34 protein-coding genes and 1 tRNA gene are annotated in these 25,744 nt (G+C 66.0%); 24 read left to right on the top strand and 11 right to left on the bottom strand.

The genetic code is table 11. The features are described from left to right. Positions 1–171: 171 nt before the first annotated feature. Positions 172–247 (top strand) — tRNA-Val (locus IT549_RS01685). 243 nt (positions 248–490) lie between these two features. Here the strand turns inward: IT549_RS01685 and IT549_RS01680 are convergent. After that, on the bottom strand, positions 491–1,051 hold the full coding sequence (locus IT549_RS01680; protein WP_292969520.1) for a TlpA disulfide reductase family protein: 561 nt from the start codon (positions 1,049–1,051) through the stop codon (positions 491–493). 19 nt (positions 1,052–1,070) lie between these two features. Here IT549_RS01680 and argH point away from each other — a divergent pair, with 19 nt between their 5' ends. Genes argH through IT549_RS01660 form a run of 4 tightly spaced genes read left to right on the top strand, consistent with a single transcriptional unit; the run spans position 1,071 to position 4,728 of the window. After that, positions 1,071–2,444 carry an argininosuccinate lyase gene (gene argH / locus IT549_RS01675; protein WP_292969702.1) on the top strand — a complete coding sequence of 458 codons (1,374 nt, stop codon included), beginning with the start codon at positions 1,071–1,073 and terminating at the stop codon, positions 2,442–2,444. Positions 2,445–2,449: 5 nt separating this feature from the next. Continuing rightward, on the top strand, positions 2,450–2,692 hold the full coding sequence (locus IT549_RS01670) for a hypothetical protein (RefSeq protein ID WP_292969519.1): 243 nt from the start codon (positions 2,450–2,452) through the stop codon (positions 2,690–2,692). A 12-nt stretch (positions 2,693–2,704) separates the two neighbouring features. Continuing rightward, positions 2,705–3,967 carry a diaminopimelate decarboxylase gene (lysA, locus tag IT549_RS01665; RefSeq protein WP_292969518.1) on the top strand — a complete coding sequence of 421 codons (1,263 nt, stop codon included), beginning with the start codon at positions 2,705–2,707 and terminating at the stop codon, positions 3,965–3,967. After that, positions 3,964–4,728 carry an NAD(P)-dependent oxidoreductase gene (locus IT549_RS01660; protein WP_292969517.1) on the top strand — a complete coding sequence of 255 codons (765 nt, stop codon included), beginning with the start codon at positions 3,964–3,966 and terminating at the stop codon, positions 4,726–4,728. The genes lysA and IT549_RS01660 overlap by 4 nt, the downstream gene beginning before the upstream one ends. Here the strand turns inward: IT549_RS01660 and IT549_RS01655 are convergent. After that, positions 4,712–5,107, bottom strand: coding sequence for a PaaI family thioesterase (locus tag IT549_RS01655; protein ID WP_292969516.1), 396 nt, complete (start codon positions 5,105–5,107; stop codon positions 4,712–4,714). The two genes, IT549_RS01660 and IT549_RS01655, sit on opposite strands and share 17 nt — an antisense overlap. Further along, the gene (locus IT549_RS01650; protein ID WP_292969515.1) at positions 5,104–5,571 is read right to left on the bottom strand and encodes a PaaI family thioesterase; all 468 of its coding nucleotides are present in this window, start codon (positions 5,569–5,571) and stop codon (positions 5,104–5,106) included. Before IT549_RS01650 ends, IT549_RS01655 begins: the two co-directional genes overlap by 4 nt. Positions 5,572–5,689: 118 nt before the next feature. Here IT549_RS01650 and IT549_RS01645 point away from each other — a divergent pair, with 118 nt between their 5' ends. From IT549_RS01645 to IT549_RS01635, 3 genes are read left to right on the top strand one after another with little or no spacing between them, the layout of a single operon-like run. Then, positions 5,690–5,848: a hypothetical protein gene (locus tag IT549_RS01645; RefSeq protein WP_292969514.1), complete on the top strand. Its 159-nt coding sequence runs from the start codon at positions 5,690–5,692 to the stop codon at positions 5,846–5,848. A gap of 13 nt (positions 5,849–5,861) precedes the next feature. Continuing rightward, positions 5,862–6,839: a hypothetical protein gene (locus IT549_RS01640; protein WP_292969513.1), complete on the top strand. Its 978-nt coding sequence runs from the start codon at positions 5,862–5,864 to the stop codon at positions 6,837–6,839. Beyond that, positions 6,827–7,729 (top strand): transposase, encoded by a 903-nt coding sequence (locus IT549_RS01635; RefSeq protein WP_292969512.1) that lies wholly within the window; start codon positions 6,827–6,829, stop codon positions 7,727–7,729. The genes IT549_RS01640 and IT549_RS01635 overlap by 13 nt, the downstream gene beginning before the upstream one ends. Here the strand turns inward: IT549_RS01635 and IT549_RS01630 are convergent. From IT549_RS01630 to pyrE, 8 genes are read right to left on the bottom strand one after another with little or no spacing between them, the layout of a single operon-like run. Beyond that, entirely contained in the window at positions 7,726–7,902 is a 177-nt protein-coding gene (locus IT549_RS01630; RefSeq protein ID WP_292969511.1) for a hypothetical protein, read from the bottom strand. The two genes, IT549_RS01635 and IT549_RS01630, sit on opposite strands and share 4 nt — an antisense overlap. Then, complete coding sequence (ruvX, locus tag IT549_RS01625; RefSeq protein ID WP_292969510.1) at positions 7,902–8,387, bottom strand: Holliday junction resolvase RuvX; 486 nt, start codon at positions 8,385–8,387, stop codon at positions 7,902–7,904. Before ruvX ends, IT549_RS01630 begins: the two co-directional genes overlap by 1 nt. Then, positions 8,369–9,481, bottom strand: a complete 1,113-nt coding sequence (locus IT549_RS01620; RefSeq protein WP_292969509.1) for a DUF3089 domain-containing protein — start codon at positions 9,479–9,481, stop codon at positions 8,369–8,371. Before IT549_RS01620 ends, ruvX begins: the two co-directional genes overlap by 19 nt. Before the next feature lie 3 nt (positions 9,482–9,484). Next, on the bottom strand, positions 9,485–10,576 hold the full coding sequence (locus IT549_RS01615) for an AI-2E family transporter (RefSeq protein WP_292969508.1): 1,092 nt from the start codon (positions 10,574–10,576) through the stop codon (positions 9,485–9,487). Then, complete coding sequence (lepB, locus tag IT549_RS01610; RefSeq protein WP_292969507.1) at positions 10,576–11,475, bottom strand: signal peptidase I; 900 nt, start codon at positions 11,473–11,475, stop codon at positions 10,576–10,578. The genes IT549_RS01615 and lepB overlap by 1 nt, the downstream gene beginning before the upstream one ends. A gap of 5 nt (positions 11,476–11,480) precedes the next feature. Continuing rightward, the gene (gene acpS / locus IT549_RS01605) at positions 11,481–11,882 is read right to left on the bottom strand and encodes a holo-ACP synthase (protein ID WP_292969506.1); all 402 of its coding nucleotides are present in this window, start codon (positions 11,880–11,882) and stop codon (positions 11,481–11,483) included. Next, positions 11,879–12,613, bottom strand: a complete 735-nt coding sequence (locus IT549_RS01600; protein ID WP_292969505.1) for a pyridoxine 5'-phosphate synthase — start codon at positions 12,611–12,613, stop codon at positions 11,879–11,881. Before IT549_RS01600 ends, acpS begins: the two co-directional genes overlap by 4 nt. Further along, positions 12,610–13,194 carry an orotate phosphoribosyltransferase gene (gene pyrE, locus IT549_RS01595; protein ID WP_292969700.1) on the bottom strand — a complete coding sequence of 195 codons (585 nt, stop codon included), beginning with the start codon at positions 13,192–13,194 and terminating at the stop codon, positions 12,610–12,612. The genes IT549_RS01600 and pyrE overlap by 4 nt, the downstream gene beginning before the upstream one ends. 198 nt (positions 13,195–13,392) lie before the next feature. On the opposite strand from pyrE, the gene coxB reads away from it, so the two are divergent. The 16 genes from coxB (at position 13,393) to IT549_RS01515 (ending at position 25,620) form a co-directional block, all read left to right on the top strand. Then, on the top strand, positions 13,393–14,520 hold the full coding sequence (gene coxB, locus IT549_RS01590; protein ID WP_292969504.1) for a cytochrome c oxidase subunit II: 1,128 nt from the start codon (positions 13,393–13,395) through the stop codon (positions 14,518–14,520). 32 nt (positions 14,521–14,552) lie between these two features. Beyond that, positions 14,553–16,235, top strand: a complete 1,683-nt coding sequence (gene ctaD / locus IT549_RS01585; RefSeq protein WP_292969503.1) for a cytochrome c oxidase subunit I — start codon at positions 14,553–14,555, stop codon at positions 16,233–16,235. Positions 16,236–16,309: 74 nt separating this feature from the next. Next, a complete protein-coding gene (locus IT549_RS01580) occupies positions 16,310–17,269 on the top strand; it encodes an alpha/beta hydrolase (protein WP_292969502.1) in 960 nt (319 codons plus the stop codon). Between the two features lie 22 nt (positions 17,270–17,291). Further along, positions 17,292–18,203, top strand: a complete 912-nt coding sequence (locus tag IT549_RS01575; RefSeq protein ID WP_292969501.1) for a heme o synthase — start codon at positions 17,292–17,294, stop codon at positions 18,201–18,203. A gap of 5 nt (positions 18,204–18,208) precedes the next feature. After that, positions 18,209–18,346, top strand: a complete 138-nt coding sequence (locus tag IT549_RS01570) for a hypothetical protein (RefSeq protein ID WP_292969500.1) — start codon at positions 18,209–18,211, stop codon at positions 18,344–18,346. Beyond that, positions 18,346–18,969 carry a cytochrome c oxidase assembly protein gene (locus IT549_RS01565; RefSeq protein WP_292969499.1) on the top strand — a complete coding sequence of 208 codons (624 nt, stop codon included), beginning with the start codon at positions 18,346–18,348 and terminating at the stop codon, positions 18,967–18,969. The genes IT549_RS01570 and IT549_RS01565 overlap by 1 nt, the downstream gene beginning before the upstream one ends. Before the next feature lie 67 nt (positions 18,970–19,036). After that, positions 19,037–19,858 carry a cytochrome c oxidase subunit 3 gene (locus IT549_RS01560; RefSeq protein ID WP_292969498.1) on the top strand — a complete coding sequence of 274 codons (822 nt, stop codon included), beginning with the start codon at positions 19,037–19,039 and terminating at the stop codon, positions 19,856–19,858. Continuing rightward, positions 19,858–20,283, top strand: coding sequence for a DUF983 domain-containing protein (locus IT549_RS01555; protein ID WP_292969497.1), 426 nt, complete (start codon positions 19,858–19,860; stop codon positions 20,281–20,283). Before IT549_RS01560 ends, IT549_RS01555 begins: the two co-directional genes overlap by 1 nt. Next, positions 20,276–20,869, top strand: a complete 594-nt coding sequence (locus IT549_RS01550; RefSeq protein ID WP_292969496.1) for an SURF1 family protein — start codon at positions 20,276–20,278, stop codon at positions 20,867–20,869. Before IT549_RS01555 ends, IT549_RS01550 begins: the two co-directional genes overlap by 8 nt. 70 nt (positions 20,870–20,939) lie before the next feature. After that, complete coding sequence (thrC, locus tag IT549_RS01545; protein ID WP_292969495.1) at positions 20,940–22,340, top strand: threonine synthase; 1,401 nt, start codon at positions 20,940–20,942, stop codon at positions 22,338–22,340. Further along, a complete protein-coding gene (locus IT549_RS01540; protein ID WP_292969494.1) occupies positions 22,333–23,223 on the top strand; it encodes a class I SAM-dependent methyltransferase in 891 nt (296 codons plus the stop codon). Before thrC ends, IT549_RS01540 begins: the two co-directional genes overlap by 8 nt. A gap of 2 nt (positions 23,224–23,225) precedes the next feature. Beyond that, positions 23,226–23,597, top strand: a complete 372-nt coding sequence (locus IT549_RS01535; protein WP_292969493.1) for a dihydroneopterin aldolase — start codon at positions 23,226–23,228, stop codon at positions 23,595–23,597. Beyond that, on the top strand, positions 23,597–23,935 hold the full coding sequence (locus tag IT549_RS01530; protein ID WP_292969492.1) for a Rossmann fold domain-containing protein: 339 nt from the start codon (positions 23,597–23,599) through the stop codon (positions 23,933–23,935). Before IT549_RS01535 ends, IT549_RS01530 begins: the two co-directional genes overlap by 1 nt. Further along, the gene (gene moaA, locus IT549_RS01525; protein ID WP_292969491.1) at positions 23,932–24,936 is read left to right on the top strand and encodes a GTP 3',8-cyclase MoaA; all 1,005 of its coding nucleotides are present in this window, start codon (positions 23,932–23,934) and stop codon (positions 24,934–24,936) included. The genes IT549_RS01530 and moaA overlap by 4 nt, the downstream gene beginning before the upstream one ends. Continuing rightward, positions 24,933–25,172, top strand: a complete 240-nt coding sequence (locus tag IT549_RS01520; RefSeq protein ID WP_292969490.1) for a MoaD/ThiS family protein — start codon at positions 24,933–24,935, stop codon at positions 25,170–25,172. Before moaA ends, IT549_RS01520 begins: the two co-directional genes overlap by 4 nt. Positions 25,173–25,176: 4 nt before the next feature. Further along, positions 25,177–25,620 carry a molybdenum cofactor biosynthesis protein MoaE gene (locus tag IT549_RS01515; protein WP_292969489.1) on the top strand — a complete coding sequence of 148 codons (444 nt, stop codon included), beginning with the start codon at positions 25,177–25,179 and terminating at the stop codon, positions 25,618–25,620. The last annotated feature ends 124 nt before the right edge of the window (positions 25,621–25,744 follow it).

The following is a 25,744-nucleotide window of genomic DNA, read 5'->3' as shown; positions in this document are numbered from 1 at the left end:
GTCGAAGCATTGTCTTTCTGGCGGCGCAGCCAGGTGGCCTGAAGAACAAGGACAGTCCTTCGACAAGCTCAGGACGAACGGGGATGGTTGACGGCAAATTCGTCTGATGATCCGATGGGGCTTTCGCAGGTTCCAAACTTCGGCTAGGGGCGCTCTCCTTGACCACAGTCAGGGCGCTTAGCTCAGTTGGTAGAGCATCTCGTTTACACCGAGAGGGTCAGCGGTTCGAGCCCGTTAGCGCCCACCAGTTTTCGAAATCGGAATCAGGCTGAAGCCGTCTTGCGAAGACTTCCTCGTGCAAGCGATAGCAGCGCATCGGCATCAAAAACCCGAAAGCCCACACCCGTCACCCCGGACCTGATCCGGGGTCCCGCTGCCTTGTCCGCGCTCTCGCCTGGCAGCAACGTCAGCGAAGAATAGCTGGACCCCGGGTCAAGCCCGGGGTGATGAGGTTGAGATTCGCGACTTTGGTTTCCGGCGCGCAGGCCCGCTACTCCGCCTCCGCCAGCAGCGCCTTGGTATCCTCGCTCAGCCAGTTCCGCTCGCCGATCACCCGCCACACTTCGCGTCCTTCGGCGTCGTAGAACACCGTTGCCGGCAGCGTCTCGGCACCGAACTGGAAGGCCAGCGAATTGTCGGGGTTGAGCCAGGGTTCCAGCGCCTTGCCGCCCTTTTCGGCCAGGAACGGGGCCACCCGGTCAAGCTTGTCCATGTCCTGATTGACGGTCAGCACCCGGATCGCCGGGTTTCCGGCCGCCAGCAGGTTCAGCTGCGGCAGTTCGGCCACGCAGGGTGCGCACCAGGTGGCCCACAGGTTGATCAGCACCGGCTTGCCCTTCAGGCTGGCCAGGTTCAGCTCCTTGCCTGAAGGGTCCTTCAGCTGGAAATCGGGCAATAGACTGCCCTTGCGGCTGCGGTCGATCGCGCCGGCCTGGGCTGGCGCCGCACCCTGTACTTGCGGTTGCGCCTGCTGCGCGCTTTCCCTATCGCACCCCGCAACCAGCATTGCGCAGCCAAGGGCCAGGAACTTGAGCGAACGGGACAACAGCACGGATAAGAGCTCCAACACGATGTGGGGCGGGCGGTTCGCGGGCGGACCGTCGGCGATCATGCGTGAGATAAATGCCTCGATCCCCTTCGACAAGGCGCTGTGGCGCCAGGACATCGCCGCCAGCAAGGCGCATGTCGCGATGCTGGCCGCGCAAGGGATCGTTTCGCAAGACGATGCCGCCGCGATTTCGGGCGGGCTCGATACGATCGCGGGCGAATATGAAGCCAATGGTGTCCCGGAAAACTGGGACCTGGAAGACATCCACATGGTCACCGAAAGCCGGCTGGCCGAACTGATCGGGGCAGCCGCCGGGCGGCTCCACACCGCGCGCAGTCGCAACGATCAGGTCGCGACCGATTTCAGGCTGTGGGTGCGCGATGCGATCGATCAGGCCGATCAGGGGCTGGCGGCATTGCAACGGGCGCTGGTCGTGCGGGCAGGGGAACACGCCGGCGCGATCATGCCCGGCTTCACCCATTTGCAGACCGCGCAGCCGGTCACCCTGGGGCATCACCTGATGGCCTATTACGAGATGACCGCGCGCGACCGTTCGCGCTTCGCCGATTGCCGGGCGCGGCTCAACCAGTCGCCGCTCGGCTCGGCGGCGCTGGCCGGAACCGGTTTTCCGATTGACCGCCAGGCGACCGCGCGGACGCTGGGCTTCGATGCGCCGGGCCGCAACAGCCTGGATGGCGTGTCAGACCGCGATTTCGCGATCGAGTACCTCACCTCGGCCGCGCAATGCTCGCTCCACCTCTCGCGGCTGGCCGAGGAGTTCATCATCTGGGCCAGCCAGCCGTTCGGCTTTGTGACCCTGCCCGACAGTCTCTCGACCGGCAGCTCGATCATGCCGCAGAAGAAGAACCCCGACGCGGCCGAGCTGGTGCGGGGTCATTCGGGGCGGATCGTGGGGGCCCTGACCAGCCTCCTGGTGACAATGAAAGGCCTGCCGCTGGCCTATTCGAAGGACATGCAGGACGACAAGGTGCCGGTGTTCGAAGCCGCCGGGCTGCTGACGCTGTGCCTTGCCGCGATGACCGGGATGATCGAAGGCGCGACCTTCCGGATCGAGCGGATGCGCGCCGCGGCCGAACTCGGCTATGCCACCGCCACCGACCTTGCCGACTGGCTGGTGCGCCAGGCCAATATCCCGTTCCGCGAAGCCCACCACATCACCGGCGCGGCGGTGAAGCTGGCCGAAGCCAATGGCCTGGCGCTCGATCAGCTGACCATCGCCCAATTGCAGGCGATCGATCCCCGGATCGACGAGCGGGTGTTCGCCGCGCTGTCGGTCGATGCCTCGGTCGCCTCGCGCGCCAGCTATGGCGGAACCGCGCCGGAACAGGTAAGGGCGCGGGTGGCCGAAGCGCGCACGGCGCTGGGTCTGGAGTGATTCGCATGCGCCGCTGGCTGGTTCCCGCCCTGATTGTCGCCCTGTCCGGTTGCGGAGCCACCGCGCCGCTCAAACCGGCGGCAGGCAAGGAGCTGCCGGTTGCGCCCTATGGTGTCGAGCAGAAGCCCGGCGCCGAAGCCCTGCTCAAACCCACCCCCCAGGCTGCGCCGGAACGCAGCGTCGAACTGCGAAAACGCTCGGAAGAGCGTACGCAAGACCCGTTCGACCTGCCCCCTTCCGACGATTGAAAGCCTGAACCCATGGACCATTTTGAACTCCGCAACGGCGTGATGCACGCCGAAGACCTGCCCTTGACCGCCATCGCCGATGCGGTCGGCACCCCTGTCTATGTCTATTCGCGTGCCACGCTGGAACGCCATGCCCGCGCGTTCAAGGCAGGGCTGGCGCACCTGCCGCGCACCCACATCGCCTTCGCGATCAAGGCCAATCCCAACCTTGCCGTGCTCAAGGTGATGCAGCGCGAAGGGCTGGGCGCCGATGTCGTTTCGGGCGGAGAGCTGGCGCGTGCGCTGGCCGCCGGGATGGCGGGGCATGACATCGTCTTTTCGGGCGTCGGCAAGACCGCGCTGGAAATGGTCCAGGGGCTTGATGCCGGGATCGGCCAGTTCAACATCGAAAGCGAGGAAGAGGGGCTGGAACTCGCCGCGATCGCTGCGGTGCGCGGGCAGGTGGCGTCCTGCGCGCTGCGGGTGAACCCCGATGTCGATGCCCGCACGCACGAGAAGATCTCGACCGGCAAGGCCGAGAACAAGTTCGGCGTGCCGATCGATCGTGCTGCCGGGATCTATGCCCGGCTGGCGGCGCAGCCCGGGCTCGACATGCGCGGGGTGGCGGTTCACATCGGCAGCCAGCTGCAGCAGCTCCAGCCGCTGGAGGACGCCTTCGTCAAGCTGGGCGAGCTGATCGCCGAGCTGCGCGCCAATGGCCAGAGCGTGACCCATGCCGATCTCGGTGGCGGCCTTGGCGTGCCCTACAAGGCGGGCGAAGTGTTCCCCAGCCCGGCCGAATACGGCGCAATGGTGGGCCGGGTCTGCGGCAAGTGGGATACCACGCTGATGTTCGAACCGGGCCGGGTGATTTGCGGCAACGCCGGGGTGCTGCTGACCCGGGTGATCCGCGTCAAGCGCAGCTCCAACGGCGCACCCTTCGTGGTGGTCGATGCGGCGATGAACGACCTTGCCCGGCCCGCGATGTACGGCGCCTGGCACGATTTCGATGCGGTCCAGCCCAGCGGCACGCGGATGCTCGCCAACATCGTCGGCCCGATCTGCGAAACCGGCGATACCTTTGCGATGGGCCGCGATATCGACGCGCTCGAAGCCGGCGACCTGGCGGTGTTCCGCACCGCCGGCGCCTATGGCGCGACCATGGCCAGTTCGTACAACAGCCGCGGCTTCGTTTGCGAAGTGATGGTCGATGGCAGCAAGTTCGCGATCGTTGCCGACCGGATCCTGCCCGAAGCGATCACCGCCGCCGAGCGGGTGCCCGACTGGCTGGAATGATGCACAGCCTGCCCCTCTTCCACCGCATCGCCGGCCAGCCGGTGATCGTGCTGGGCGAGGGCGAGGCGGCTGAGGCCAAGCGGCGGCTGGTGGATCGCGCCGGAGGGGTGGTCACCAGCGATGAAGCGGCCGAAGCCCGGCTGGCTTTCGTTGCGCTCGACGAACCTGAGGAAGCGGCCGCCCGGCTCAAGGCACGCGGCATTCTGGTCAATGTGGTCGATCGGCCCGAGCTGTGCGATTTCACCACGCCCAGCCTGCTCGAACGCGGCCCGGTGCTGGTCGCGGTGGGGACCGGCGGGGTTTCGGCCGGGCTTGCCAAGGCACTGCGGCTGAGGCTGGAAGCCGCGCTGCCGCAATCGCTGGGCTTGCTGGCCGAACGGCTGGGCCAGGCCCGCCAGGCGCTGCGCCAGCGCTGGCCCGATGCGGGTCAGCGCCGCCGCGCGCTCGATCTGGCGCTGGGTGAGGGCGGGGCGCTTGATCCGCTCGATCCGCAGAGCAGCTCGCGGATTGACGACTGGCTGGACGGCGCCGCTGGCGGTTCGGTCGGCACAGCGGAATTCAGGCTGGCGTCTGATGATCCGGACGATCTGACGCTGCGCCAGGCCCGCTGGCTGGGCAGCGCCGATGTGGTGGTTCATGACCCTGCGGTGCCAGCGGCGGTGCTGGTCCGCGCCCGCGCCGATGCCGCGCGCTATCCGCTTGCCGCTGGCGAGGCCGTGCCGCAGCTGTCCGGCCGCGTGGTGGTTATTCGTCGGGGCTGAGCAGCACCTTCATCTGCGCCAAGGCGATCGGCTTGCTGCGATCATCCTGCCAGGCTTCGGCATTGACCAGCGCCACCCGGCGCCCGGCGCGGGTGACCTTGCCCATCGCGAAAGTCCGCTGTTCGGTGCCGCCGCGCATGAATTCGACCTGGACGTTGACCGGCTTGAGCTTCATCGCTTCGCCCCGGCGTTCCAGCTCGGCACGCAGCGCGGCGATCGCCGCCATTTCCATCAGCCCGCTCAGCGCGCCGCCATGCAGAAATCCCGGGCGGCCCTGGATCCGGTCGGAAAAATCGGCGTAGAGCACCGGCAGCCCGTCCTCGTCATGATCGAGCGCGATGCCCAGCGCATGGGCATAGGGGGGCAGCTGGGTGCTCACAGGTAGGTTCCGTGGGTGGCCATGAAGGTACCGGTAACATGCGCGACCGGATCGTCGGGATCGCCATCGTGGGCTATGCCGCGGATGAAGCTGATCGTGCGGGTCAGCTTGTAGCATTCGCCGTGCCCGATCACCGCGCGCCCGGGCACCGCCGCGCGCATGTAATCGACGCGCAGGTCCAGCGTGGCATGCGGGGTGATCCGGCCTGACAGCGTCCACACCGCCATCGAGGTGGCATTGTCCATCAGGCTGATGATCGGGCCCGACGCCAGCACCCCGGTTTCGGCCACGCCGACCAGTTCCTCGCGCCAGGGCAGCGACAGTTCGACCCAATCGGGCCCGTGTGCGTGATAGGTCAGATCCAGCCACCCGCCATGACCGTGCCGGGTCATGAACTTGGCCGCGCGCGATGGATCGAAAACGAACTCCGGCGGCAGGTCGTGCAGGCTTTTGGGCTCTTCCATGGCGGCCTCTCTGCGGCGGGGGAGGGGGGATTACAATCTTTTAATTTCAGCCGGAGGGCCGGCCAGAGGACATTCGGCGGGCGGGCATCTTCCCGCAACCAGCAACAAGGGGATGGTCATGAACCTGCCGAAAATCGACTTATCCGCACTACCGGACCTGGATACCCTGACAGGGGTATTCGGCAGCCTGGTCCATAAGGGTCAGACGCTGGATTTCGACGATTCGCTGATCGACGTGATGGTCTTCGTTTACGAAGTCATCATCAAGAAGGGCTGAGGGGTAGCACCCGGTGCTCATCCGCGATGAGATCCAGGCGCTGCGGAGCAACGATGCTCCGCAGCGTCACGCCCAGGCCGAACTGGCCCTGACCCACGAACGCTGGTGCGCGGGCGCCCGGTACCAGGCGATAGAGGCGGAAATGCAGCGCTATGGTGCCGGCGAAGCACTGGACCGGTTACCGGTCCTGGCCGACCTGTTCACCCCCGGCAGCAGCGCTGCGCGCGATCTGCTGGACGGTCTGTTCGGCGTGCTGCTGGCGGAACTTCGCGCCCGGCCATTTGGCCAGGTGCCGCTGCGCCACTTCTGCAACGCCCGGCTGGCGAGCCTGCTGATCGCCAGCGTCGGATCGGTCGGCCTGGTGGTGCAGTCAATCGACGGGGCCGGACTGCGCCGCCGTGATCCGTTCCTGACCGCCAGCTTCCCGCCGGGCGAAACCTGGGAGCATGTCCTGGCCGGCACCGGCGAGGCCGAGCTGCTGGAAATCGTCGGCAGGCGGCCGGGCGGTGTGGAGCTTCAGCGCCGCCCCTGTTCGCTGGCGCCGGGAACGGTCAATCGCCGTGACGGTTCACGCGAGAGCCTGATGCACCTTTCGATCCCCACTTCGCTGGTGCTGCTCAAATTGCAGCGCCGGGTTGAAGGCGGAGCTGTCGCGCGCGAATACCGGCTAAGCGATGGCGTCCAGCTCCACCAGGCTTCGGCATCGCTCAGCGAAAGCCGGCTCGAACTGGCGGCAGCCCTGCTGGGCAGGATGGGCCGTAGCGATGCCGCGCCGCTGCTGGCGGCGATGGCCGAAGAACACGGCGGGGATTCGCTGCGCTGGCAATCGCTGCGCGAGTGCCTGGCGCTCGACAGTCGGACCGGCTTCGTCACGCTGTGCCGGATTGCGGCCCGGGCCGATGATCCCCTGTCGGGCCCGGCCGGCGCCCTGCGCGCCCAGCTGCTTGAAACCTACCCCCAGCTGAAGGAGGCAGCCGCATGCCAAGGGTGATCGAACTGGTCGATGATACGGCCTGTGAACTCGAAGCGGCGATCGAAGCGATCAACCATTGCGGGTTCGATCCCCACGATGAAGAAAGCCTGCACAACGCCGCATTGTGGCTGCGGCGGCTGGGCAACAACCGCACCTTTCTGGGCGACCGGTTGATTGATGAACTGGCCCAGCGCCACCGCGAGGATGTTCTGGGCAGTGCCTACAGCCCGCAGGTGGTGGTGCTGTCGGCGCCGCAGCACGATTTCTTCATCCGCGCCAACCTGTGGCCGTCGCTGGACGAGCACATGGTCCGGGCCAGCGGCGCATCGGCTTTCGCGATCGGCCTGCCGCACGATCACAATTTCAACTTCCTGACCCTGGGCTACTTCGGCCCCGGCTATTGGAGCGACTATTACGAGTACGATTATGAGGAGGTGGTCGGCTGGAGAGGCGAACCGGTGCCGTCGCTGCGCTTCATCGAACGTGCCCGGCTCGAACCGGGCAAGCTGATGCTCTACCGGGCGCACCGCGATGTTCACACCCAGCTGCCGGCGGATTCGCTTTCGGTCTCGCTCAACGTGATGCACAGCCATGGCGGGCAGGGCTGGCTTGACCAGTACCGCTTCGACACCGAACAGGGCACTGTCGCGGCCATGCTCGCCCCGGCGCCCAGCGAAGCCTTCCTGCGGGTTGCGGTCGGGCTGGGCGGGGCCGAGGCGCTCGACCTGGCCGAGCGTTTCGCCCTGCGCCACCCCAGCGACCGGATGCGGCTGGCGGCATGGGATGCGCTGGCCTCGTGCGAAGCGGATCTTGCGGCGCGCGATGCACTGTGGGCGCGGGCCGAGCAATCGGGCAGCCGGCTGGTCGAGGTCGAAGCGAAGGTGCGGCGGGCCGAACTGGTGGGTTAGCGCGCCAGGAAGTGGATCAGCAGCGCCACCAGGATCAACAGCACAAGCAGGATCAGGCAGCCCTTCCAGCGCTTGCGCCGGGGATGGACATCGACCACCGTGCCGATGACGTCGGCGGCGTCGACCGCCAGGTCAACCGCGCCTCCGGCGAGATCGGCCAGCCCGTCCTCCATCAGCCGATTCCGCCGGCCAGCGCGTCGATCGCGGCTTGCAGGATCACCGCGGCGGCGGCGGCATCGATCCGGTCGGCGCGTTTGGCGCGGCTCATGTCCTGGGCGATCAGCGCGCTTTCTGCGCTGGCGGTGGACCAGCGTTCATCCCACAGCAGCATCGGCAGACCCAGCGCGGCCGAAAGGTTGCGGGCATAGGCGCGGCTCGATTGCGCACGCGGCCCTTCGCTGCCGTCCATGTTGAGCGGCAGTCCGATCACCACACCTTTGACCGAGCGTTCGCGGATCAGCGCGGCCAGCGCCTCACGGTCGGCGCCGAACTTGCCGCGCTTCAGGGTTTTGCCGGGCGAGGCGAAGCGCCAGCCGGCATCGCAAAAGGCGGTGCCGATCGTCTGGGTGCCTAGATCCAGCGCCAGCAGCGCGCCGCCCTGGGGCAGGCTCGCGCGGAACTCGCCCGCCTGGGTGGTGATCAGCGCTGCTTCTGCCATGCCGCCGCCCGCCGCGCGAAGTCTTCGCGCAGGTTGGTCCAGAACAGAGCGTAGTCATAGACGTGGTAATTGCCGCCAGGCAGCACGAAGGGACCCATATCGGGACCCTCACCGATCCGCAGCGTGCCGTCCGCGGCGCAGGTGGCACCGACCAGTTTGGGCGTGATCGTGGCGTGTTCCATCTTCAGATCGGGCACGATCGCCCCGCGATTGGCATCGGCCGCAGCCGTTCCGCCGATCCCCCCGGTCAACGGGTTGGAGCACAGGTAGTGCGGTGTGGAGGGTGCCTGGGTCTTGCCGGCGAACCGTTCATAGGCACCGCGCATCATGGTGGTGTCGGCCTGATCGACAAACGACAGATAGCTGATCACGCAGCCGCTTTGTTCGGGCGTGGCGCAGGCGGTAAGCCCCATCGCCGGCAGATCGCGCGCGGTATCGACCAGCCAGCCGATCGCATAGGCGGCGACAATCCGCTGCGCGAGCGGGGTGCCGGCGACCTTTTCCTTCAGCAGCCGCTTGATGATGAAGCTGCCCTGGCTGTGCCCGGCCAGCACGATCCCGCGTCCGGGCGGCTGCGCGGCCAGGAACGTGTCAAACGCCTGGGCAACGTCCCGGTAGGCCAGGTCATGCGCCTGGCCGGCTTCGGGCTTGTCGGAAACAAAGGCCCCGAACGTGGCCTGGCGATAGCGCGGCGCCCAGACCTCTGCCGCGCGGTTGAATACCGAGGCATTGGCCCTGGTCACAATCTCGCCGATCCGCCGCGCGTCGGCATCGTCCAGCGGCGCGTTCCAGTGGGTCTTCTTGAGGTAGCTGGTCGGGTGGACGAAAAACACCGCCACGTCGATCGGCGCGCCCGGTTCGGCAAAGCCATCGGGCTTCCATGCGATCAGCGCCTCGCCCGGATCGCGGGGGCGCGCCAGCCACATCGCCGGGGCGGCATAGGCATTCTGCGCCAGCCGCTGTTGCGGCTCGAACGCACCCGATGGGGTAAAGGTCGCGCGGGTCAGCTCTTCGGGATAGAAGCCCAGCACGATCCGTCCGGCGGCGAACAGCACCACCATGATCGCGATGAAATAGAGGAACTTGCGGACCAAAGTTCAGGACCCTTCGTTGCGCAGTGACTGGCGTTCCAGCGCGACCTTGATCATCGCCACCAGCGGATCGGCCAGCATCAGCCCCAGCAGGCCGAACAGCGTGCCCATGATCAGCTGCATTCCCAGCACCACCGCCGGGGCCAGATCGGCAGTGTGCTTGGCGATCAGCGGCACCACGATGTTGCCGTCAATGGTGTGGATCAGCAGATAGACGAAGATGCAGAACAGCCCGGTCTGGGTGCTGTCGGAAAAGCCGACCAGGATCATCAACGCGCCTGAAATCGGCGCGCCGATGTTCGGCAGGAAGGCCAGCAGCCCGGTCAGCAGACCCAGCAGCGCCGCCATCGGCACACCCCACAGCCACAGCAGCAGCCAGGTCATCAGCCCTTCGAAAGTCATGCCGGCCAGCCGCCCGGCCATCAGCCGGCGCAGGGTGCGGCCCATCTGCGTGGCGGTGCCTTCGAAATGGGCGCGCTGGGCGGTGGGCAGCAGCCAGGCAAAGCCGCGCTGGTAAAGCTGCGGTTCGGCCGCGAAGTAGATCCCCAGCACCACGATCCCGAAGGCCGTGGTCATCCCGCCGATCAGCCCGCCGACCGCGCTGGTCACCTGACCGATCGAATCCGCCGCGCGCTCGATCAGGCCCTGGGTGGTCTTGACGTTAAGCGAAGCTCCGTGGGCCTGCAGCCAGTCGAGCACCTTGAGCGCCTGAGCCTCGATCGTGGCCGGCAGCTGTGCGGCCTGGGCGGCGATCTGGGTCCCGGCGAACATCGCGGTCCAGATCATGAAGGCGCCCACCGCCAGCAGCACGATCGTTACCCGCCACATCCGGCCGATCTTGAGCACCCGGCCCAGCAGCCGCGCGCCGCCATCGATCATCGCGGCAAAAACCATCCCGCCAAAGATGATCAGCAGCGGTTCGGCCAGATAGATCGTCAGCGCCAGCAAGGCGGCAAGGCCGATCCAGACCGTGGCCCGCTTCATCTCGTTGCGCAGCACCGGATCGGAAAAGTCGGTTGGCCCGGCGTGCAGCGCGACCGGTTCGGGCGGCGGCTTGCGGCGGGAACGGGCAGGGCGGGGCCGATCCTCTTGGGCCATCACTTGCCTTTCGTCAGGTGGACCGGACGCAGGCTGGTCCAGGATCGACCGGGACGCAAGGCTTTCCACCATGAAGCCGGATTGTTGGTCTGGCTGCCGTCGAGCGAAAAGGTGACGAATTCGGCGCGTCCGCCAACGTCGGACAGCGGCACCGGTCCGCCCAGGCCATTGTCCGAATTGGCGACCCGGCTGTCGGCCGAACGATCGCGGTCATCGCCCATCAGGAAGAGGTGGCCTTCGGGCACCTTCACTTCGGGCATGTTGTTGTAAAGGCTGGTCGGCTGATCGCGCACGATCAGGTAGGTCGCGCCGTTGGGCAGCACTTCGCGATAGGTCGGCAGCTCGATCACGTCCTTGCCGGATGGCAGCCGCCGCTTGTAGCGGGCGAAGACATCGTAGCACCAGCTGGGATAGCCGTATTCGCCGCACATCAGTTGCGGATCGGCCGGCAATTGCACACTGGGTTCAACCGTTTGTGGCACCTTCTTGCCATTGAGCACGATCTCGCCATTGACCACCGCGATCCGGTCGCCGGGCAGGGCAACCACCCGCTTGATCAGATCGTCGGTGCGATCGCGCGGGACCACGATCACGATATCGCCGTATTGCGGCGTGCCCGGCAGCAGCCGCCAGGTATCGCGCGGCAGCACGTGGAAACTGGCCGAGGCCCAGTTCCAGCCATAGGGGAACTTGGAAACCACCAGCCGGTCGCCAACCAGCAGGTTGGGCATCATCGAGATCGACGGGATGTAGAACGGCTTGGCGATGAAGCTGTGGAAGGCCAGCACGGCGGCCAGCATCCAGAACAGCCCCTTGATCTCGCCGATCCAGTCGAGAGGTTCGTAGGGCTCGGGCGGTTGCGGGGCAGGCGTGGGGTCTTGCGGGGGCGTTTCGGTCACTTCATTCACAACTTGCGGGCCTCGATGATGACGAAGGCCTGGGCCCAGGGGTGATCGTCGGTCAGGGTCAGGTGGACAACTGCTTCATGGCCTGCGGGCGTGATGGCCGCAAGCCGCCGCGCGGCCCCGCCGCTCAGCGCCAGGGTTGGCGCGCCGCTCTTGGCATTGACCACGCCGATGTCCTTCATGAACACGCCGGCGCGAAAGCCGGTGCCGACCGCCTTCGAAAAGGCCTCCTTGGCGGCAAAGCGCTTGGCCAATGTGCCGGCCTTGGTGAACGGGCGGCTGTTGCCCTTCGCGATCTCGGTCGCGGTGAACACCCGGTTCTCGAACTTCTCCCCCCAGCGCTCAAGCGATTGCTGGATGCGTTCGATGTTGCACAGGTCGGATCCGATGGCGATGATCATGGCCGCGCCGCGTCCATCAGTTCGCGCATTTTCAGCACGGCCGGTTCCAGCCCGCAGAAGATCGCCTCGCCGATCAGGTAGTGCCCGATGTTGAGTTCGGCCAGCTGCGGGATCGCGGCGACCGGCTGGACGTTGTCATAGGTCAGCCCGTGCCCGGCGTGCGGTTCGATCCCGTTCTTGGCGGCCAGCGCAGCCATATCGGCCAGGCGCCGCAGTTCGGCCACCCGGGCCTCGCCCTCGGCATGGGCATATTCGCCGGTGTGCAGCTCGACCACCGGCGCGCCCAGCCGCAGCGCGGCTTCGATCTGGCGTTCATCAGGGGCGATGAACAGGCTGACGCGGATCCCCGCCTCGCCCAGCCGCTGGACCATCGGGTAAAGCCGGTTGTGCTGGCCGGCGGCGTCCAGCCCGCCTTCGGTGGTGCGCTCTTCGCGCCGTTCGGGAACGATGCAGGCGGCGTGCGGGCTGTGGCGCAGCGCGATCGCCAGCATTTCCTCGGTCGCGGACATTTCCAGATTGAGCGGCAGGCTGGTGGCCGCCTGGATCCGGGCCAGGTCCTCGTCGCGGATGTGGCGGCGATCCTCGCGCAGGTGCGCGGTGATGCCATCGCCGCCGCAGGCCGCGACGATTTCGGCCGCGCGGACCGGATCGGGATGATCGCCCCCGCGCGCGTTGCGGATCGTCGCAACGTGATCGATGTTCACGCCCAGGCGGAGACGCGTGATGGTCACGGCTTGGCGCGGCTCCCCGGCTTGACCGCCTCGCTGGCGGCCAGTTCGGGCGGCAGTTCGTCCGCGGCATAGGTCGGGAAGTTGATTGCGATCAGCGGGAAGAACGGCACGCCCAGATCGACCGTTCCGGCGCTGCGATCGACCAGCGCGGCGGCAGCGACCACTTCACCGCCTTCATCTTCGATGCAGCGAATCGCTTCCTTGCTGGACAGGCCGGTGGTCACCACGTCCTCGACCATCAGCACCTTGTCACCCGGTTCCAGGGCAAAGCCGCGGCGCAGTTCGAAGGTCCCGGTCGGGCGTTCGACGAACAGCGCCTCGATTCCCAGCGCGCGGCCCATTTCGTGGCCGATGATCACCCCGCCCATCGCGGGTGAAACCACCTTTGTAATTTCCTTGCGCAGCTCGCGCGGGAGGCGCGCGGCCAGGGCCGAGGCCAGCCGACTGGCCCGCATCGGGTCCATCAGCACCCGGGCGCATTGCAGGTAATGGGCGCTGTGCCGCCCGGACGAGAGCAGAAAATGCCCTTCAAGCAAGGCCTTGCTGGCCCGGAACTCGGCAAGCACTTCTTCATCCTGCATGGTATCGACCGGCCTTTCGTGCATTTTTCGGACAAGCAGGGGGCGCTGAACGGGGCGACCCACAAAATTTCCCTAGAGGCGCTTGAGGTGCCCGTAAAGCGCGCGTATAGGCCCGGCTGAAATTCACAACTCCCAAGGGGGCAGGGGGGAGCACGGATGGGCTTCCATCGGCCTGAAAAAGCGAAAGCAAGAGGAACGATGACAATCGGCCAAACCGCCCGGAACGCGGCCAATGCGTCCATCAACGCGATCAAGGCAGTCGGACTGTCGCTGGCATTGCTGGCAGTACCGGCAACCGCTTGGGCGGCTCCGGCCGCCGCTCCCGCAGCGAGCGAGGCCGCGGCTGCGGCCAGCGCCGATGCTTCTGCAGCCGATGCCAAGCCTGCTGCTGCTGCACCCGTGGCCGCCGCTCCGGCGCCCGAACCGGTCAAGATCGATCCCAACGATCCGCACTTCAAGGTAGCCCCCGGCGGCTACACCCCGATGAAGCCGGTCGAAGGCGTCGGCATGCCGGTGCCCGGCGGGATCAACATCCAGCCGCAGTTCTCGCCCAACGGTAAGCAGGCGCTGGCCATGCACGACGGGCTGGTCTGGGTGATGGCGATCATTACGGTGTTCGTGCTCGGCCTGCTGCTGTTCGTGATCCTGCGCTTCAATAAGCGCGCGAACCCGGTGCCGTCGAAGACCTCGCACAACACCCTGCTCGAAGTGGTCTGGACCGGGATCCCGATCCTGATCCTGGTCGCCATCGCGGTACCCTCGGTCAACCTGCTGCGCGCCGAATTCCGCGATCCGGGCAAGGATGCGCTGACGGTGAAGGCCACCGGCAACCAGTGGTACTGGACCTATACCTATCCTGATAACGGCGGCTTCGAAGTGATTTCGAACATGCTGAAGGACAAGGCCGATGTGAAGGAAGGCGAACGCTTCCGCACGGATGATGATGGCCCCTCGCAGCTGGCGGTGGACAATCGCATGGTGGTCCCGGCTGGTGAAGACATCCGTCTTCAGGCGGTTGGCGCCGACGTGATTCACGCCTTCGCGGTGCCGGCGCTGTGGTTCAAGCTCGACGCGGTCCCGGGCCGGCTCAACCAGCTGGTGATCCACATCGACAAGCCGGGCGTGTACTTCGGCCAGTGCTCGGAACTGTGCGGTGCGCGTCATGGCTATATGCCGATCGTGATCGAAGCGCTGCCGCGCGACAAGTTCAACGCCTGGGTGATCGCCCAGGGCGGCAAGATCGACGGTGCGCCTGACGCGCCCGAAGCTGCCGCCGCCGCTCCGGCAACGGACAAGGCTGCTTCCGCCGCCAAGCCCGCCGCCTGACCCAGCAGATTTAGGACAGAGGTTCGAAACCCATGGCCACCACCGCCGACCAATTCCAGGCCCACAGCGATGATCATGCCCACCATGATCACAAGCCGGCCTTTTTCGCCCGCTGGTTCATGTCCACCAACCACAAGGACATCGGCACGCTCTATCTGATCTTCGCGATCTTTGCCGGGGTTGTCGGCGGCGCGATTTCGGGCCTGATGCGGCTGGAACTGGCGCAGCCGGGGATCCAGCACCTGGGCTGGATCGCCAGCCTGCTTGGTGAACCCGGGGCCAGCTTTGACGCCCAGTTGCACCTGTGGAACGTGCTGATCACCGCGCACGGCCTGATCATGGTGTTCTTCCTGGTCATGCCGGCGATCATCGGCGGGTTCGGCAACTGGTTCGTTCCGATCATGATCGGTGCGCCTGACATGGCCTTCCCGCGGATGAACAACATCTCGTTCTGGCTGACCGTTTCGGGCTTCTGCTCGCTGCTGCTTTCGGCGGTGGTTCCGGGCGATGCCACCGGCAACGGCGCGGGGATCGGCTGGACCGCCTATGCCCCGCTTTCGACCTATGGTTCGAACGGCCCGGCAACCGACTTCGCGATCTTCTCGCTGCACCTTGCCGGTGCCGCCTCGATCATGGGCGCGATCAACTTCATCACCACCATCTTCAACATGCGCGCGCCGGGGATGACCCTGCACAAGATGCCGCTGTTCGTCTGGTCGGTGCTGGTTACCGCCTTCCTGCTGCTGCTCGCACTGCCGGTGCTGGCTGCGGCGATCACCATGCTGATCACCGATCGCAACTTCGGCACCACCTTCTTCGATCCGAAGGGCGGCGGTGACCCCGAACTGTTCCAGCATCTGTTCTGGTTCTTCGGCCACCCCGAAGTGTACATCATGATCCTGCCGGCCTTCGGCATCATCAGCCAGATCATCTCGACCTTCTCGAAGAAGCCGATCTTCGGCTACCTCGGCATGGCCTATGCGATGGTCGCGATCGGCGTGGTCGGCTTCGTCGTGTGGGCGCACCACATGTACACCACCGGCATGAGCCTCAACACCAAGATGTACTTCACGCTCGCCACCATGGTGATCGCGGTGCCGACCGGCATCAAGATCTTCAGCTGGATCGCGACGATGTGGGGTGGCTCGATCGAGTTCAAGAGCCCGATGGTCTGGGCGATCGGCTTCATCTTCCTGTTCACCGTGGGCGGCGTCACCGGCGTCTATCTGGCCAACGGCGGCGTCGATAACTACGTGCACGACACCTACTTCGTGGTGGCGCATTTCCACTATGTGCTGTCGCTGGGTGCGGTTACCGCGCTGTTTGCCGGCTTCTACTACTGGTTCCCGAAGATGAGCGGGCGCTGGCATTCGGAACTGCTCAGCCACCTGCACTTCTGGGTGTTCTTCGCTGGTGTGAACATGATCTTCTTCCCGCAGCACTTCCTGGGTCTGCAGGGCATGCCGCGCCGCTATCCGGACTATGCCCCGGCCTATGAATACTGGAACAACTGGTCGTCGATCGGTTACCTGGTGCTGCTGGCCTCGCTGGTGATCTGGTTCATCAACATCATCTACGCCTTCACCGCCGGCAAGAAGGCCGAAGGCAACTATTGGGGCGAAGGCGCCACCACGCTCGAATGGACGCTGTCGAGCCCGCCGCCGTTCCACCAGTTTGAAACCATCCCGGTGATCGAAGACAACGACCACCACTAAGACTTTCGGCCGCAAGGCTGGACAGAAAGCGCCCCGGCCCGCAAGGTCGGGGCGTTTTCTTTGGGAGAAGCGCAATGCCTGAATTCCGCATGATCGATTGTGGCGATGTAACGCTGCGCTGCGCGATCGAGGGCAGCGGCCCGCTGGCGATCATGGTCCATGGCTTTCCCGAAAGCTGGTATTCCTGGCGCCACCAGATCGCGCCGATTGCTGCTGCGGGCTTCACCGCCTGCGCGATCGACGTGCGCGGCTATGGCGGGTCGGACAAGCCGCCCAGGGTCGAAGACTATACGCTGGAAAAGATCGCTGGCGATCTGGTCGGACTGGCCGATGCCCTGTCACCCGGCGAACCGGTGGTGCTGATCGGACATGACTGGGGCGCGCCGATCGTCTGGAACACGGCCTTTACCCGGCCCGACCGGATCCGTGCCGTCGCCGGTCTCTCGGTGCCCTTCGCCGGTGCTCCGCTGCGGCCCTTTACCGAAGTGTTCCGCGAACATTTCACCAGCCAGGGCCGGTTCTTCTATCAGGAGTATTTCCAGGAACCCGGCGTGGCCGAGGCCGAGGCCGAGGCTGATCCGCGCCGCTTCGTCGAAACGATGATGTATTCGATCTCGGGCGATGTGCCGCCGGGCAACTATTGGGACAAGCCGGCCGGCGCGACCTTCCTGCAGGATCTGCCGGTCCCGCAAGGCGTGCCCTGGCTGAGCGAGGCTGATCTTGATTACTACGCCGGCGAGTTCGGGGCTTCGGGCTTTCGCGGGCCGCTCAACCGCTATCGCAACCATGAACGCGATTTCGAATGGCTCAAGCCCTGGCAGGGCAAGCAGCTGGAGCAGCCCTGCCTGTTCATCGGCGGGACCCGCGATCCCGCCACCACGCTGTTCGGCGCGGTGACCGATCCGGTGGCGATGATGCGGATGTTCGCGCCGCGGGTCGAAGGCCATGTCCTTGACGGTGTCGGGCACTGGACCCAGCAAGAACGCCCCGAAGAAGTGAACGCATTGCTGATCGACTGGTTGAAGCGGCTTTAGCTCGCGCCTATAGCGCCCGGCAATGTCAACCGCTCCTGCCCAACCGATTCCCTTGCCCGCCGACTGGCGCGACTTCTGGTCGCTGACCAAGCCACGGGTGATGAGCCTGGTGATCTTCACCGGGCTGTGCGGCCTGCTGGCGGCGCCGGTCGCGGTCAATCCGATCCTGGGCTTCACCGCGATCCTGTGCATCGCCCTGGGGGCGGGCGGTTCGGCCGCGCTCAACCAGTGGTGGGAGGCTGACCTCGACGCCAAGATGAAGCGCACAGCTGCCCGCCCGCTGCCGGCGGGGCGGATGGACCGCGCTGCAGCGCGCGATTTCGGGATCGCGCTGTCGGTTGGTTCGGTGCTGATCATGGGGCTTGCCACCGGCTGGCTGGCGGCCGCGATCCTGGCCTTTTCGATCTTCTACTATGCGGTGATCTACACCGTCTGGCTCAAGCCGCGCACCCCGCAGAACATCGTGATCGGCGGCGGGGCGGGGGCCTTTCCGCCGATGATCGGCTGGATCGCCGCCACTGGCGAGATCACCTTGATGCCGGTGCTGCTGTTCGCGATCATCTTTTTCTGGACTCCGCCGCATTTCTGGGCGCTCGCGCTGTTTGTCGAGACCGATTATGCCGCCGCGGGCATTCCGATGATGCCGGTGGTGGCCGGGCACAAGAGCACGCGGCGCCAGATCCTGATCTATGCCGTGCTGCTGCTGCCGATCGCCATGGCGCCGTTCCTGCTGGGGCTGACCGGCTGGTTCTATGGCGCTTCGGCGCTGCTGCTGGGCGCGCTGTTCCTGCTGCTCAGCCTCAAGGTTGCGACCTTCCGCACGCCCGAGAACGATATGGACATGCGCGCCGAAAAGCGCCTGTTCGGCTTTTCGGTGCTCTATCTGTTTGCCCTGTTCGCTGCCCTGGTGGCGGACCGCCTGATTGCCGGATGATGACGATGGACCCTGACAAGACCGATCTCGAAGCCCAGCGCAAGCGCGTGATCGCCGGACGCAACCGGGCGCTGGCGCTGGTGCTGGCCGGGCTGTGCGTGCTGTTTTTCCTGATCACCATCGCCAAGCGGGCGGCGCTGTAATGGCATCGCTGGTCACCGCTGATCCGCGCCGCAATCGCCGGGTCGGGCTGATCGCGCTGGCCGGAGCGCTGACCATGCTGGCGCTGGGCTTTGCCGCCGTGCCGCTCTACCGGATCTTCTGCCAGGTGACCGGCTATGGCGGCACCACCCAGCGCGCCAGCGAGCTTGAGGCAGGGGCGGTTGGTGTGGCGGCGCAGACCATATCGGTCCGCTTCGACGGCAATATCGAAGCCGGGCTGCCCTGGCGCTTCGGTCCCAGCCAGACCACGCAGGACATGAAGATCGGCCAGCGCCGGATCGCCTTCTACACCGCTGAAAACCTTTCGGACGAACCGATCACCGGGGTCGCCGGGTTCAATGTCGAGCCGGAACGCGCCGGCATCTATTTCAAGAAGATCGCCTGTTTCTGCTTCAATCAGCAGACCCTGCAGCCGGGGCAGAAGGTTGAAATGCCGGTCCAGTACTATGTTGATCCGGCCATTCTCGACAATCCGGAAACCCGCGATATCCGGCAGATCACGCTCAGCTACACCTTCCACAAATCGGCCGACCAGAGCCAGGCGAAAGCGAGTGGTGGGAAAGCTGCATCAAAGGCACTGGACCCGGTCGCGGCGGCGCGATAAGGGCACTTGGCAATTTCCGCCGACAGGGTCACTGTCGGCCAAGCGAATAACGGGGACCTGACGTATCATGGCCGGCAGCAAGAACCACGATTATCACATTCTCGATCCCGACATCATGCCGCTGATGGGGGCACTGACCGCGCTGCTGATGACCAGCGGCCTGGTCCTGTTCATGCACGATATGCCGGCAGGCAAGATCGTGTTCCCGCTGGGCATCGCCGGGGTGCTTGCCACCATGTACCTGTGGTGGGGCAAAGTGGTGAAGGAAGCCCATCAGGGGCATCATACCCCGGTGGTTGGCCTGCACCTGCGCTATGGCATGATCCTGTTCATCGCTTCGGAAGTGATGTTCTTCGTCGGCTGGTTCTGGGCATTCTTCGATTTTTCGCTGTTCCCCTCGACCATTTCCGAAGTGGTTGCCGGGCAGTGGCCGCCCAAGGGTGTCGAAGCCGTGCTCAACGCCTTTGACCTGCCGCTGCTCAACACGCTGATCCTGCTGTGCTCGGGCACCACGGTCACCTGGGCACACCACAGCTTGATCCATGGCGACCGCGATGGCCTGAAGAAGGGCCTGTGGGCCACGATTTTGCTGGGCCTGCTGTTCACCAGCATCCAGGCTTATGAGTATGCTGCCGCGCCGTTCCCCTTCGGCACCAACACCTATGGCAGCGCCTTCTACATGGCGACCGGCTTCCACGGTTTCCACGTGATCATCGGCACGATCTTCCTGATCGTCTGCCTCAAGCGCACCTACAATGGCGATTTCACGCCCAAGCAGCACTTCGGTTTCGAAGCGGCCGCCTGGTACTGGCACTTCGTTGACGTGGTCTGGCTGTTCCTGTTCGTCGCGATCTACGTCTGGGGCAACTGGGGCCACGCGGTCCACTGATGACAGGCCCTGCGCCTGACACGAAGGGGCAGCCGGGGATTTCCCAGGCTGCCCTTTTCGCATTGTGCCCGCGCTGCGGCAGCCAGGGCCTTTTCGCCGGGCTCACCCGTTTTGCGCCCAGGTGCAAAAGCTGCGGGCTCGACTATGCCAGCTTCAATGTCGGCGATGGCCCGGCGGCCTTCCTGACCATGGTAATCGGCGCGCTGGTGGTTGGGCTGGCGCTGTGGGTGCAGCTGGCTTTCGAACCGCCGCTGTGGGTCCACCTGGTGCTGTGGGCTCCGCTGATTTTCGGGGCGACGATCTGGGGCCTCAGGGTCAGCAAGGCCGCGCTGCTGGCCGCCGAATTCCAGCGCAACGCGGTAGAGGCGACCGGCAAGGATCTGCGCGGCGACGCTGCGACAGACACAGGGCAATCGGGTGACTAGACGTATCCCGGTGATCCCCACGCTGCTGGTGCTGGCAGCGGTGGCAATGATGGTGCGGTTGGGCTTCTGGCAGCTTGACCGGCTGCACCAGAAGGAAGCGCTGGTTGAACAGCTGCGCGCCAACGGATCGCTGCCCGCGCTCGTGCTCACTGCGGGCAGCAGCGACGAGACGCTGCTGTTCCGCCCGGCGACCACCGATTGCCGCAACCCGCACGATATGCAGCGCGAAGGCGCGGGCAGCGCCGGGACCCGGTATATCGTCAAGTGTGATGGCGGCCTGTTTGTGCAGCTTGGCACCGCGGCCAACCCCGGAACGGTGGTCAGCTGGTCTGGCGGCGCGGCCAAGGGACTGGTTTCGCAGCTGCCAGATCATCGCAGCTGGGTCGCGGCGATGCGTGATCCCCAGCCAGTGCAGCTGATGCTGGTGGCCGATCCGCCGCTGGCCGGGCTGGCGGCGAATATCCGGCCTGACCCTGACAGCCTTTCGAACAATCACCTGTCCTACGCGGTCCAGTGGTTCCTGTTCGCCGCCACCGCGCTGGTGATCTATGGGCTGGCGCTGCGCAAGCGATTGGCCGCAGCATAGCAATTTTCGATAAGTGCGCGCGCCTGCACAGGGTTTCCAAGTGCGCGTCATCCGGCTAACGCGCCCGACCATGGAATACGTCTCCACCCGTGGCAGCGCTCCGGCGCTGGACTTCGAAGGCGCGACGCTGGCGGGCCTCGCCAGCGACGGCGGGCTCTATGTGCCGCGCGAATGGCCGCGCTTCTCGCAAGAGGAGATCGCCGCGCTGGCCGGGTTGCCCTATGCCGAACTGGCCGCGCGGATCATGGCGCCGTTTGTGGGTGACAGTCTGACCTATGAGCGTCTGCTCGAGCTGACCACCCAGGCCTATGGCCGCTTCGCGCACAAGGCGGTGACCCCGCTGAAGCAGCTGGATGAACAGCAATGGCTGCTCGAACTGTTCCATGGACCCACCCTGGCGTTCAAGGACGTTGCCTTGCAGATGCTGGGCCTGCTGTTCGAGGAGTTCCTGGGTCGCGGCGGTGATCCGCTGACGATCGTCGGGGCGACTTCGGGCGATACCGGATCGGCGGCGATCGATGCCGTGGCGGGCCGTTCTCGGATCGACGTGTTCATGCTGCACCCCAAGGGGCGGGTCAGCGACGTCCAGCGCCGGCAGATGACCACGGTGCTGGCGCCCAATGTCCACAACATCGCGATCGAGGGTACGTTTGACGATGCCCAGGCCATGGTGAAGCGGATGTTCAATGACACCGCGATGACCGGCCGCTTTGCGATCGGTGCGGTCAATTCGATCAACTGGGCCCGGCTGATGGCGCAGGTGGTCTATTACTTCGCTGCGGGTCTGCAGCTGGGTGCGCCGCACCGCGAAGTGGCCTTTGCCGTGCCGACCGGCAATTTCGGCGATGTCTTCGCCGGCTATGTCGCGGCGCAGATGGGCCTGCCGGTGGCGCGGCTGATCGTCGCCACCAATGTCAACGACATCCTCCACCGCGCACTGGCCAATGGCGACTATTCGGCCGGGACGGTAACCCCCACCGCCGCGCCCTCGATGGATATCCAGGTGTCGTCCAATTTCGAACGCCTGCTGTTCGATCTGGGCGGCCGCGATGGCGCCGCCATGGCCGCGCAGATGGCGGGGTTTGAGGCGACCAAGGCGATGCAGCTGACCAATGCGCAGCGCGAAGGTGCGGCCCGGCTGTTTTCCAGCGCGCGCGCCGATGCCAACGACATGGCCCGGGCAATCCGCTGGGCACACGAAAACGCTGGCGAACTGCTCGATCCGCATACCGCGATTGGCCTCCACGCCGCGCGCGCCGCGGGCCTGCCGCGCGAAGTGCCGGTGGTGACGCTGGCCACGGCCCACCCGGCCAAGTTCCGCGACGCGGTTGAGCGCGCCACCGGGCAGCGCCCCTCGCTGCCGGCGCGGATCGGCGATCTGTTCGAGCGCGAAGAGCGACTGGTCGAGCTGCCGGGGGACTATGCCGCGATAGCGGACTATGTCGCCCAGCACGCGGTGCCGCGTGGCTGAGCTGATCGCGGCGCCGGTCGTGATGACCGGCCACGGCTGGGCCGACTACCAGCTGGTCGATTCGGGCCATGGCCGCAAATACGAAAGCTATGGCCCCTACAGCTTCATCCGCCCGGAAGCGCAGGCGATGTGGACCCCGCGGCTTGAGCACTGGCCGGCCGACGGGGAATTCGTTCCCGGTTCGGATGAGGATGGCGGCGGCCGCTGGGCCTATGGCACCCGGCAGGTGCCGCGCGATGGCTGGCCGCTGGCGCGCGGCGATGTGAAGTTCACCGCGCAGTGCACCCCGTTCCGCCATCTGGGGTTCTTCCCCGATATGGCTCCGGTGTGGGACTGGATGGGCGAACGGTTGCAGGGGCGCAGCGATGCCCAGACCATGAACCTGTTCGGCTATACCGGGGTGGGCACGCTGGCGCTGTCCGATTACGGCCCGGTGACCCATGTCGATGCCAGCAAGAAATCGGTCGCCCAGGCGCGCGAGAATGCCGCGCTTTCGGGCATGGCCGATCGCCCGGTGCGCTGGATCGTGGACGATGCCGCCAAGTTCACCGCGCGCGAAGTGCGCCGCGGCAAGCGTTATGACGGGATCATCCTCGATCCGCCCAAGTTCGGTCGCGGCCCCGAAGGCGAGGTTTGGCGGCTGGAGGAAAGCCTGCCCGGCCTGCTCGACAATTGCCGGCAGCTGCTTGATGCAGAGAGCAGCTTCCTGTTCCTCACCGTCTATGCGGTGCGGATGTCATCTTTGGCATTGATCGGGCTAATGGACGAGATTTTCCGCGACCTGCCAGGCAAATTGGAGCATGGCGACCTGGCGGTGCGCGAGCAGGGCCCCGACGGGCGGCTGCTGCCCACCGCGATCTTCGCGCGTTGGAGCAATGACTGACGATGGCCGACAGCCTGATCCTTGAAGTCGCCGATTTTGAGCACGACGTGCTGACCGGGATCTATTCCGAAGAGACCGGCCGCCCGCAGCCCTTGCGCTTTACCATCACGGTCCAGCTCAAGGCCCAGCCGCGCTACGAACCCGATACCCCGCTCGAAGCCAGCAAGAATTACATGGACCTCAAGTTTGCTGCGTCAGCGGCGCTGCCGCAGGGCGTCCATTTCAAGCTGATCGAAGCGGTGGCCGAACATGTTTGCGACACGCTGTTCGTGCAGGACGAGCGGGTCGAGGCGGTGACGGTCAAGATCGTCAAGCTGGCGATCGCCGAAGGTGCCGAGCAGATCGGCATCACCTTGCGGCGCGAACGGCGCTGATGGCCCTGCTGCGGATCACCGGGCTGCCCCAGGCGCCGCTCGATGCCGCCGCCGCGTTTCATGCCGAATGGCTCCCCCGGCTGCGCGCCGATCTGGCGGCGCAGGAGGATGAGAGCACCGTGCTGGTCTTCCCGCCCGCCGATCACAGCCACCGCGGCTGGCGGCTGGCCGCGGTGCAGGAACTGGCCCGCGCCCGCGCCCCGCGCCGGGTCAATGCGCTGGCCTGCGATAGCGAGGAAGGGCTGGTTGCGGCACTGGGATTGCTTGACAATTGTCAAGGTGTGACTGGCCAGCTTCTGGCAATCGATGCAGCCGGAATGATAGAGCCTCAGTCATGACCGCATCACGCCCCCTGGTCGATCAGTTCAATCGCCGCATCACCTATCTGCGGCTGTCGGTGACCGATCGCTGCGACCTGCGCTGCACCTATTGCATGCCCGAACGCCAGACCTTCCTGCCGCGCAAGGAAGTGCTGAGCCTGGAAGAGCTGCACCGGATGGCGCTGGGCTTCATCGATCGCGGGGTTACCAAGATCCGCCTGACCGGCGGCGAACCGCTGGTGCGGCGCGACATGATCGAGCTGGTCCGCGCGCTGGGGCGCAAGCTGGGCAATGGGCTGGAAGAGCTGACGCTGACCACCAATGCCACCCAGCTCGCCCAGCATGCCGATGATCTCTACGTCGCCGGGGTGCGGCGGGTGAACATCTCGCTCGATACGCTCGACCGCGATCAGTTTGCCCGGCTCGCCCGGCGTGACAGCCTGCCGCAGGTGCTGGAAGGGATCGCCGCCGCGCAGTCGGCCGGGCTGGCGGTCAAGCTCAACACCGTGGCGCTGAAGGACGTCAACCAGCACGAGATCCCCGCGCTGGTCGAATGGGCGCATGGTCAGGGGATGGACCTGACGCTGATCGAGGTGATGCCGCTGGGCGAAGTCGAAGGCGACCGGTTCGACCAGTACCTGCCGCTGAGCGAAGTGCGGCGCGAGCTGGAGCAGCGCTTTACGCTGAGCGCCAACCCGCACCGCAGCGGCGGTCCGGCGCGCTATGTCGATGTGGCCGAGACGGGCGGCCGACTGGGCTTCATCACTCCGCTGACCGGCAATTTCTGCGATGGCTGCAACCGGGTGCGGGTGACCGCCACCGGCCAGCTGTTCGCCTGCCTGGGCGGGATGGAACAGGTTGACCTGCGCGCCGCGCTGCGCGGGCCCGATCCCGATGCGGCGCTGTCACAGGCGCTGGACCTGGCGATGCGAATCAAGCCCGCGCGCCACAATTTCGAAATCGACCGGCCCGGCGCCGCGCCCGCACTGGCCCGGCACATGTCCGCAACCGGCGGATGAGCGCGCGGCTGGTCTTTCTGGGGCGCCTGGGTGACCTGGTGTCGGGCGGCGAGCTGGCGGTAGCGCCGGGGCCGCTGGCCGATGTGCTGGCCGCTCTTGAGCCGCAGCTGGCGCTGGCACTGGCCGATGAACGCGTGCGCCATGCCCTCAACGGGCAACTGCTGGCGCGCGAAACCGCGATCGAGCTGGCTGCGGGTGATGAACTGGCGTTCCTGCCGCCGGTCAGCGGCGGATAGTCCGATGATCGACGTCCGCCTGCTGACTGGCCCCTTTATCCCCGGGCAATTCATCGGACCGTTCACCAATGCCCATCCCGGGCTGGGCGGGGTCTGCACCTTCGTTGGCGAGGTGCGCGGTGAAGATGGGGTCGAGGCGCTTGAGCTCAGCCATTACGAACCGCTGACCCTGCCGGGGATGCAGGCCCTGGCCCAACAGGCGGTTACCCGGTTCGGCCTGATGGGCATGCTGATGCTCCACCGGGTCGGCGTGATGCGGCCGGGCGAACCGATCGTCTGCGTTTCGGCCGCCGCCAGCCATCGCCGCGCCGCCTTCGACGCGGTCGATTTCGCGATGGATCACCTCAAGAGCCAGTCGTGGTTCTGGAAGCGCGAGCAACGCGGCGGCGAATGGACCTGGATCGAACCGCGCGGGCAGGACTACGCGGATCTTGCCCGCTGGGATTAGAGCCTGTCCTGATTAGGTGGAGGCATCGTCATCGCATCAGGAAGGCCGCTGGATAGGAGCGGCGTGCAGCAGGGGCTGGTTGCCCCTGCAAGCGACGCGACGCCGCCAGCGGCCTTCCTGATGC

This window comes from Novosphingobium sp., assembly GCF_020852455.1.
Taxonomy (GTDB): Bacteria; Pseudomonadota; Alphaproteobacteria; order Sphingomonadales; family Sphingomonadaceae; genus Novosphingobium.
Note: the sequence above shows the minus strand (reverse complement) of the source record. Positions and strands in the feature narration are given on the sequence as shown.

Coding starts and splice junctions, on each gene's coding strand:
- argH (WP_292969702.1), top strand. CDS start 1,071: ATGTGGGGCGGGCGGTTCGCGGGCGGACCGTCGGCGATCATGCGTGAG.
- IT549_RS01670 (WP_292969519.1), top strand. CDS start 2,450: ATGCGCCGCTGGCTGGTTCCCGCCCTGATTGTCGCCCTGTCCGGTTGC.
- lysA (WP_292969518.1), top strand. CDS start 2,705: ATGGACCATTTTGAACTCCGCAACGGCGTGATGCACGCCGAAGACCTG.
- IT549_RS01660 (WP_292969517.1), top strand. CDS start 3,964: ATGATGCACAGCCTGCCCCTCTTCCACCGCATCGCCGGCCAGCCGGTG.
- IT549_RS01650 (WP_292969515.1), bottom strand. CDS start 5,571: ATGGAAGAGCCCAAAAGCCTGCACGACCTGCCGCCGGAGTTCGTTTTC.
- IT549_RS01645 (WP_292969514.1), top strand. CDS start 5,690: ATGAACCTGCCGAAAATCGACTTATCCGCACTACCGGACCTGGATACC.
- IT549_RS01635 (WP_292969512.1), top strand. CDS start 6,827: ATGCCAAGGGTGATCGAACTGGTCGATGATACGGCCTGTGAACTCGAA.
- IT549_RS01630 (WP_292969511.1), bottom strand. CDS start 7,902: ATGGAGGACGGGCTGGCCGATCTCGCCGGAGGCGCGGTTGACCTGGCG.
- ruvX (WP_292969510.1), bottom strand. CDS start 8,387: ATGGCAGAAGCAGCGCTGATCACCACCCAGGCGGGCGAGTTCCGCGCG.
- IT549_RS01615 (WP_292969508.1), bottom strand. CDS start 10,576: ATGGCCCAAGAGGATCGGCCCCGCCCTGCCCGTTCCCGCCGCAAGCCG.
- acpS (WP_292969506.1), bottom strand. CDS start 11,882: ATGATCATCGCCATCGGATCCGACCTGTGCAACATCGAACGCATCCAG.
- pyrE (WP_292969700.1), bottom strand. CDS start 13,194: ATGCAGGATGAAGAAGTGCTTGCCGAGTTCCGGGCCAGCAAGGCCTTG.
- coxB (WP_292969504.1), top strand. CDS start 13,393: ATGACAATCGGCCAAACCGCCCGGAACGCGGCCAATGCGTCCATCAAC.
- ctaD (WP_292969503.1), top strand. CDS start 14,553: ATGGCCACCACCGCCGACCAATTCCAGGCCCACAGCGATGATCATGCC.
- IT549_RS01580 (WP_292969502.1), top strand. CDS start 16,310: ATGCCTGAATTCCGCATGATCGATTGTGGCGATGTAACGCTGCGCTGC.
- IT549_RS01575 (WP_292969501.1), top strand. CDS start 17,292: ATGTCAACCGCTCCTGCCCAACCGATTCCCTTGCCCGCCGACTGGCGC.
- IT549_RS01570 (WP_292969500.1), top strand. CDS start 18,209: ATGGACCCTGACAAGACCGATCTCGAAGCCCAGCGCAAGCGCGTGATC.
- IT549_RS01565 (WP_292969499.1), top strand. CDS start 18,346: ATGGCATCGCTGGTCACCGCTGATCCGCGCCGCAATCGCCGGGTCGGG.
- IT549_RS01560 (WP_292969498.1), top strand. CDS start 19,037: ATGGCCGGCAGCAAGAACCACGATTATCACATTCTCGATCCCGACATC.
- IT549_RS01555 (WP_292969497.1), top strand. CDS start 19,858: ATGACAGGCCCTGCGCCTGACACGAAGGGGCAGCCGGGGATTTCCCAG.
- thrC (WP_292969495.1), top strand. CDS start 20,940: ATGGAATACGTCTCCACCCGTGGCAGCGCTCCGGCGCTGGACTTCGAA.
- IT549_RS01535 (WP_292969493.1), top strand. CDS start 23,226: ATGGCCGACAGCCTGATCCTTGAAGTCGCCGATTTTGAGCACGACGTG.
- IT549_RS01530 (WP_292969492.1), top strand. CDS start 23,597: ATGGCCCTGCTGCGGATCACCGGGCTGCCCCAGGCGCCGCTCGATGCC.
- moaA (WP_292969491.1), top strand. CDS start 23,932: ATGACCGCATCACGCCCCCTGGTCGATCAGTTCAATCGCCGCATCACC.
- IT549_RS01520 (WP_292969490.1), top strand. CDS start 24,933: ATGAGCGCGCGGCTGGTCTTTCTGGGGCGCCTGGGTGACCTGGTGTCG.
- IT549_RS01515 (WP_292969489.1), top strand. CDS start 25,177: ATGATCGACGTCCGCCTGCTGACTGGCCCCTTTATCCCCGGGCAATTC.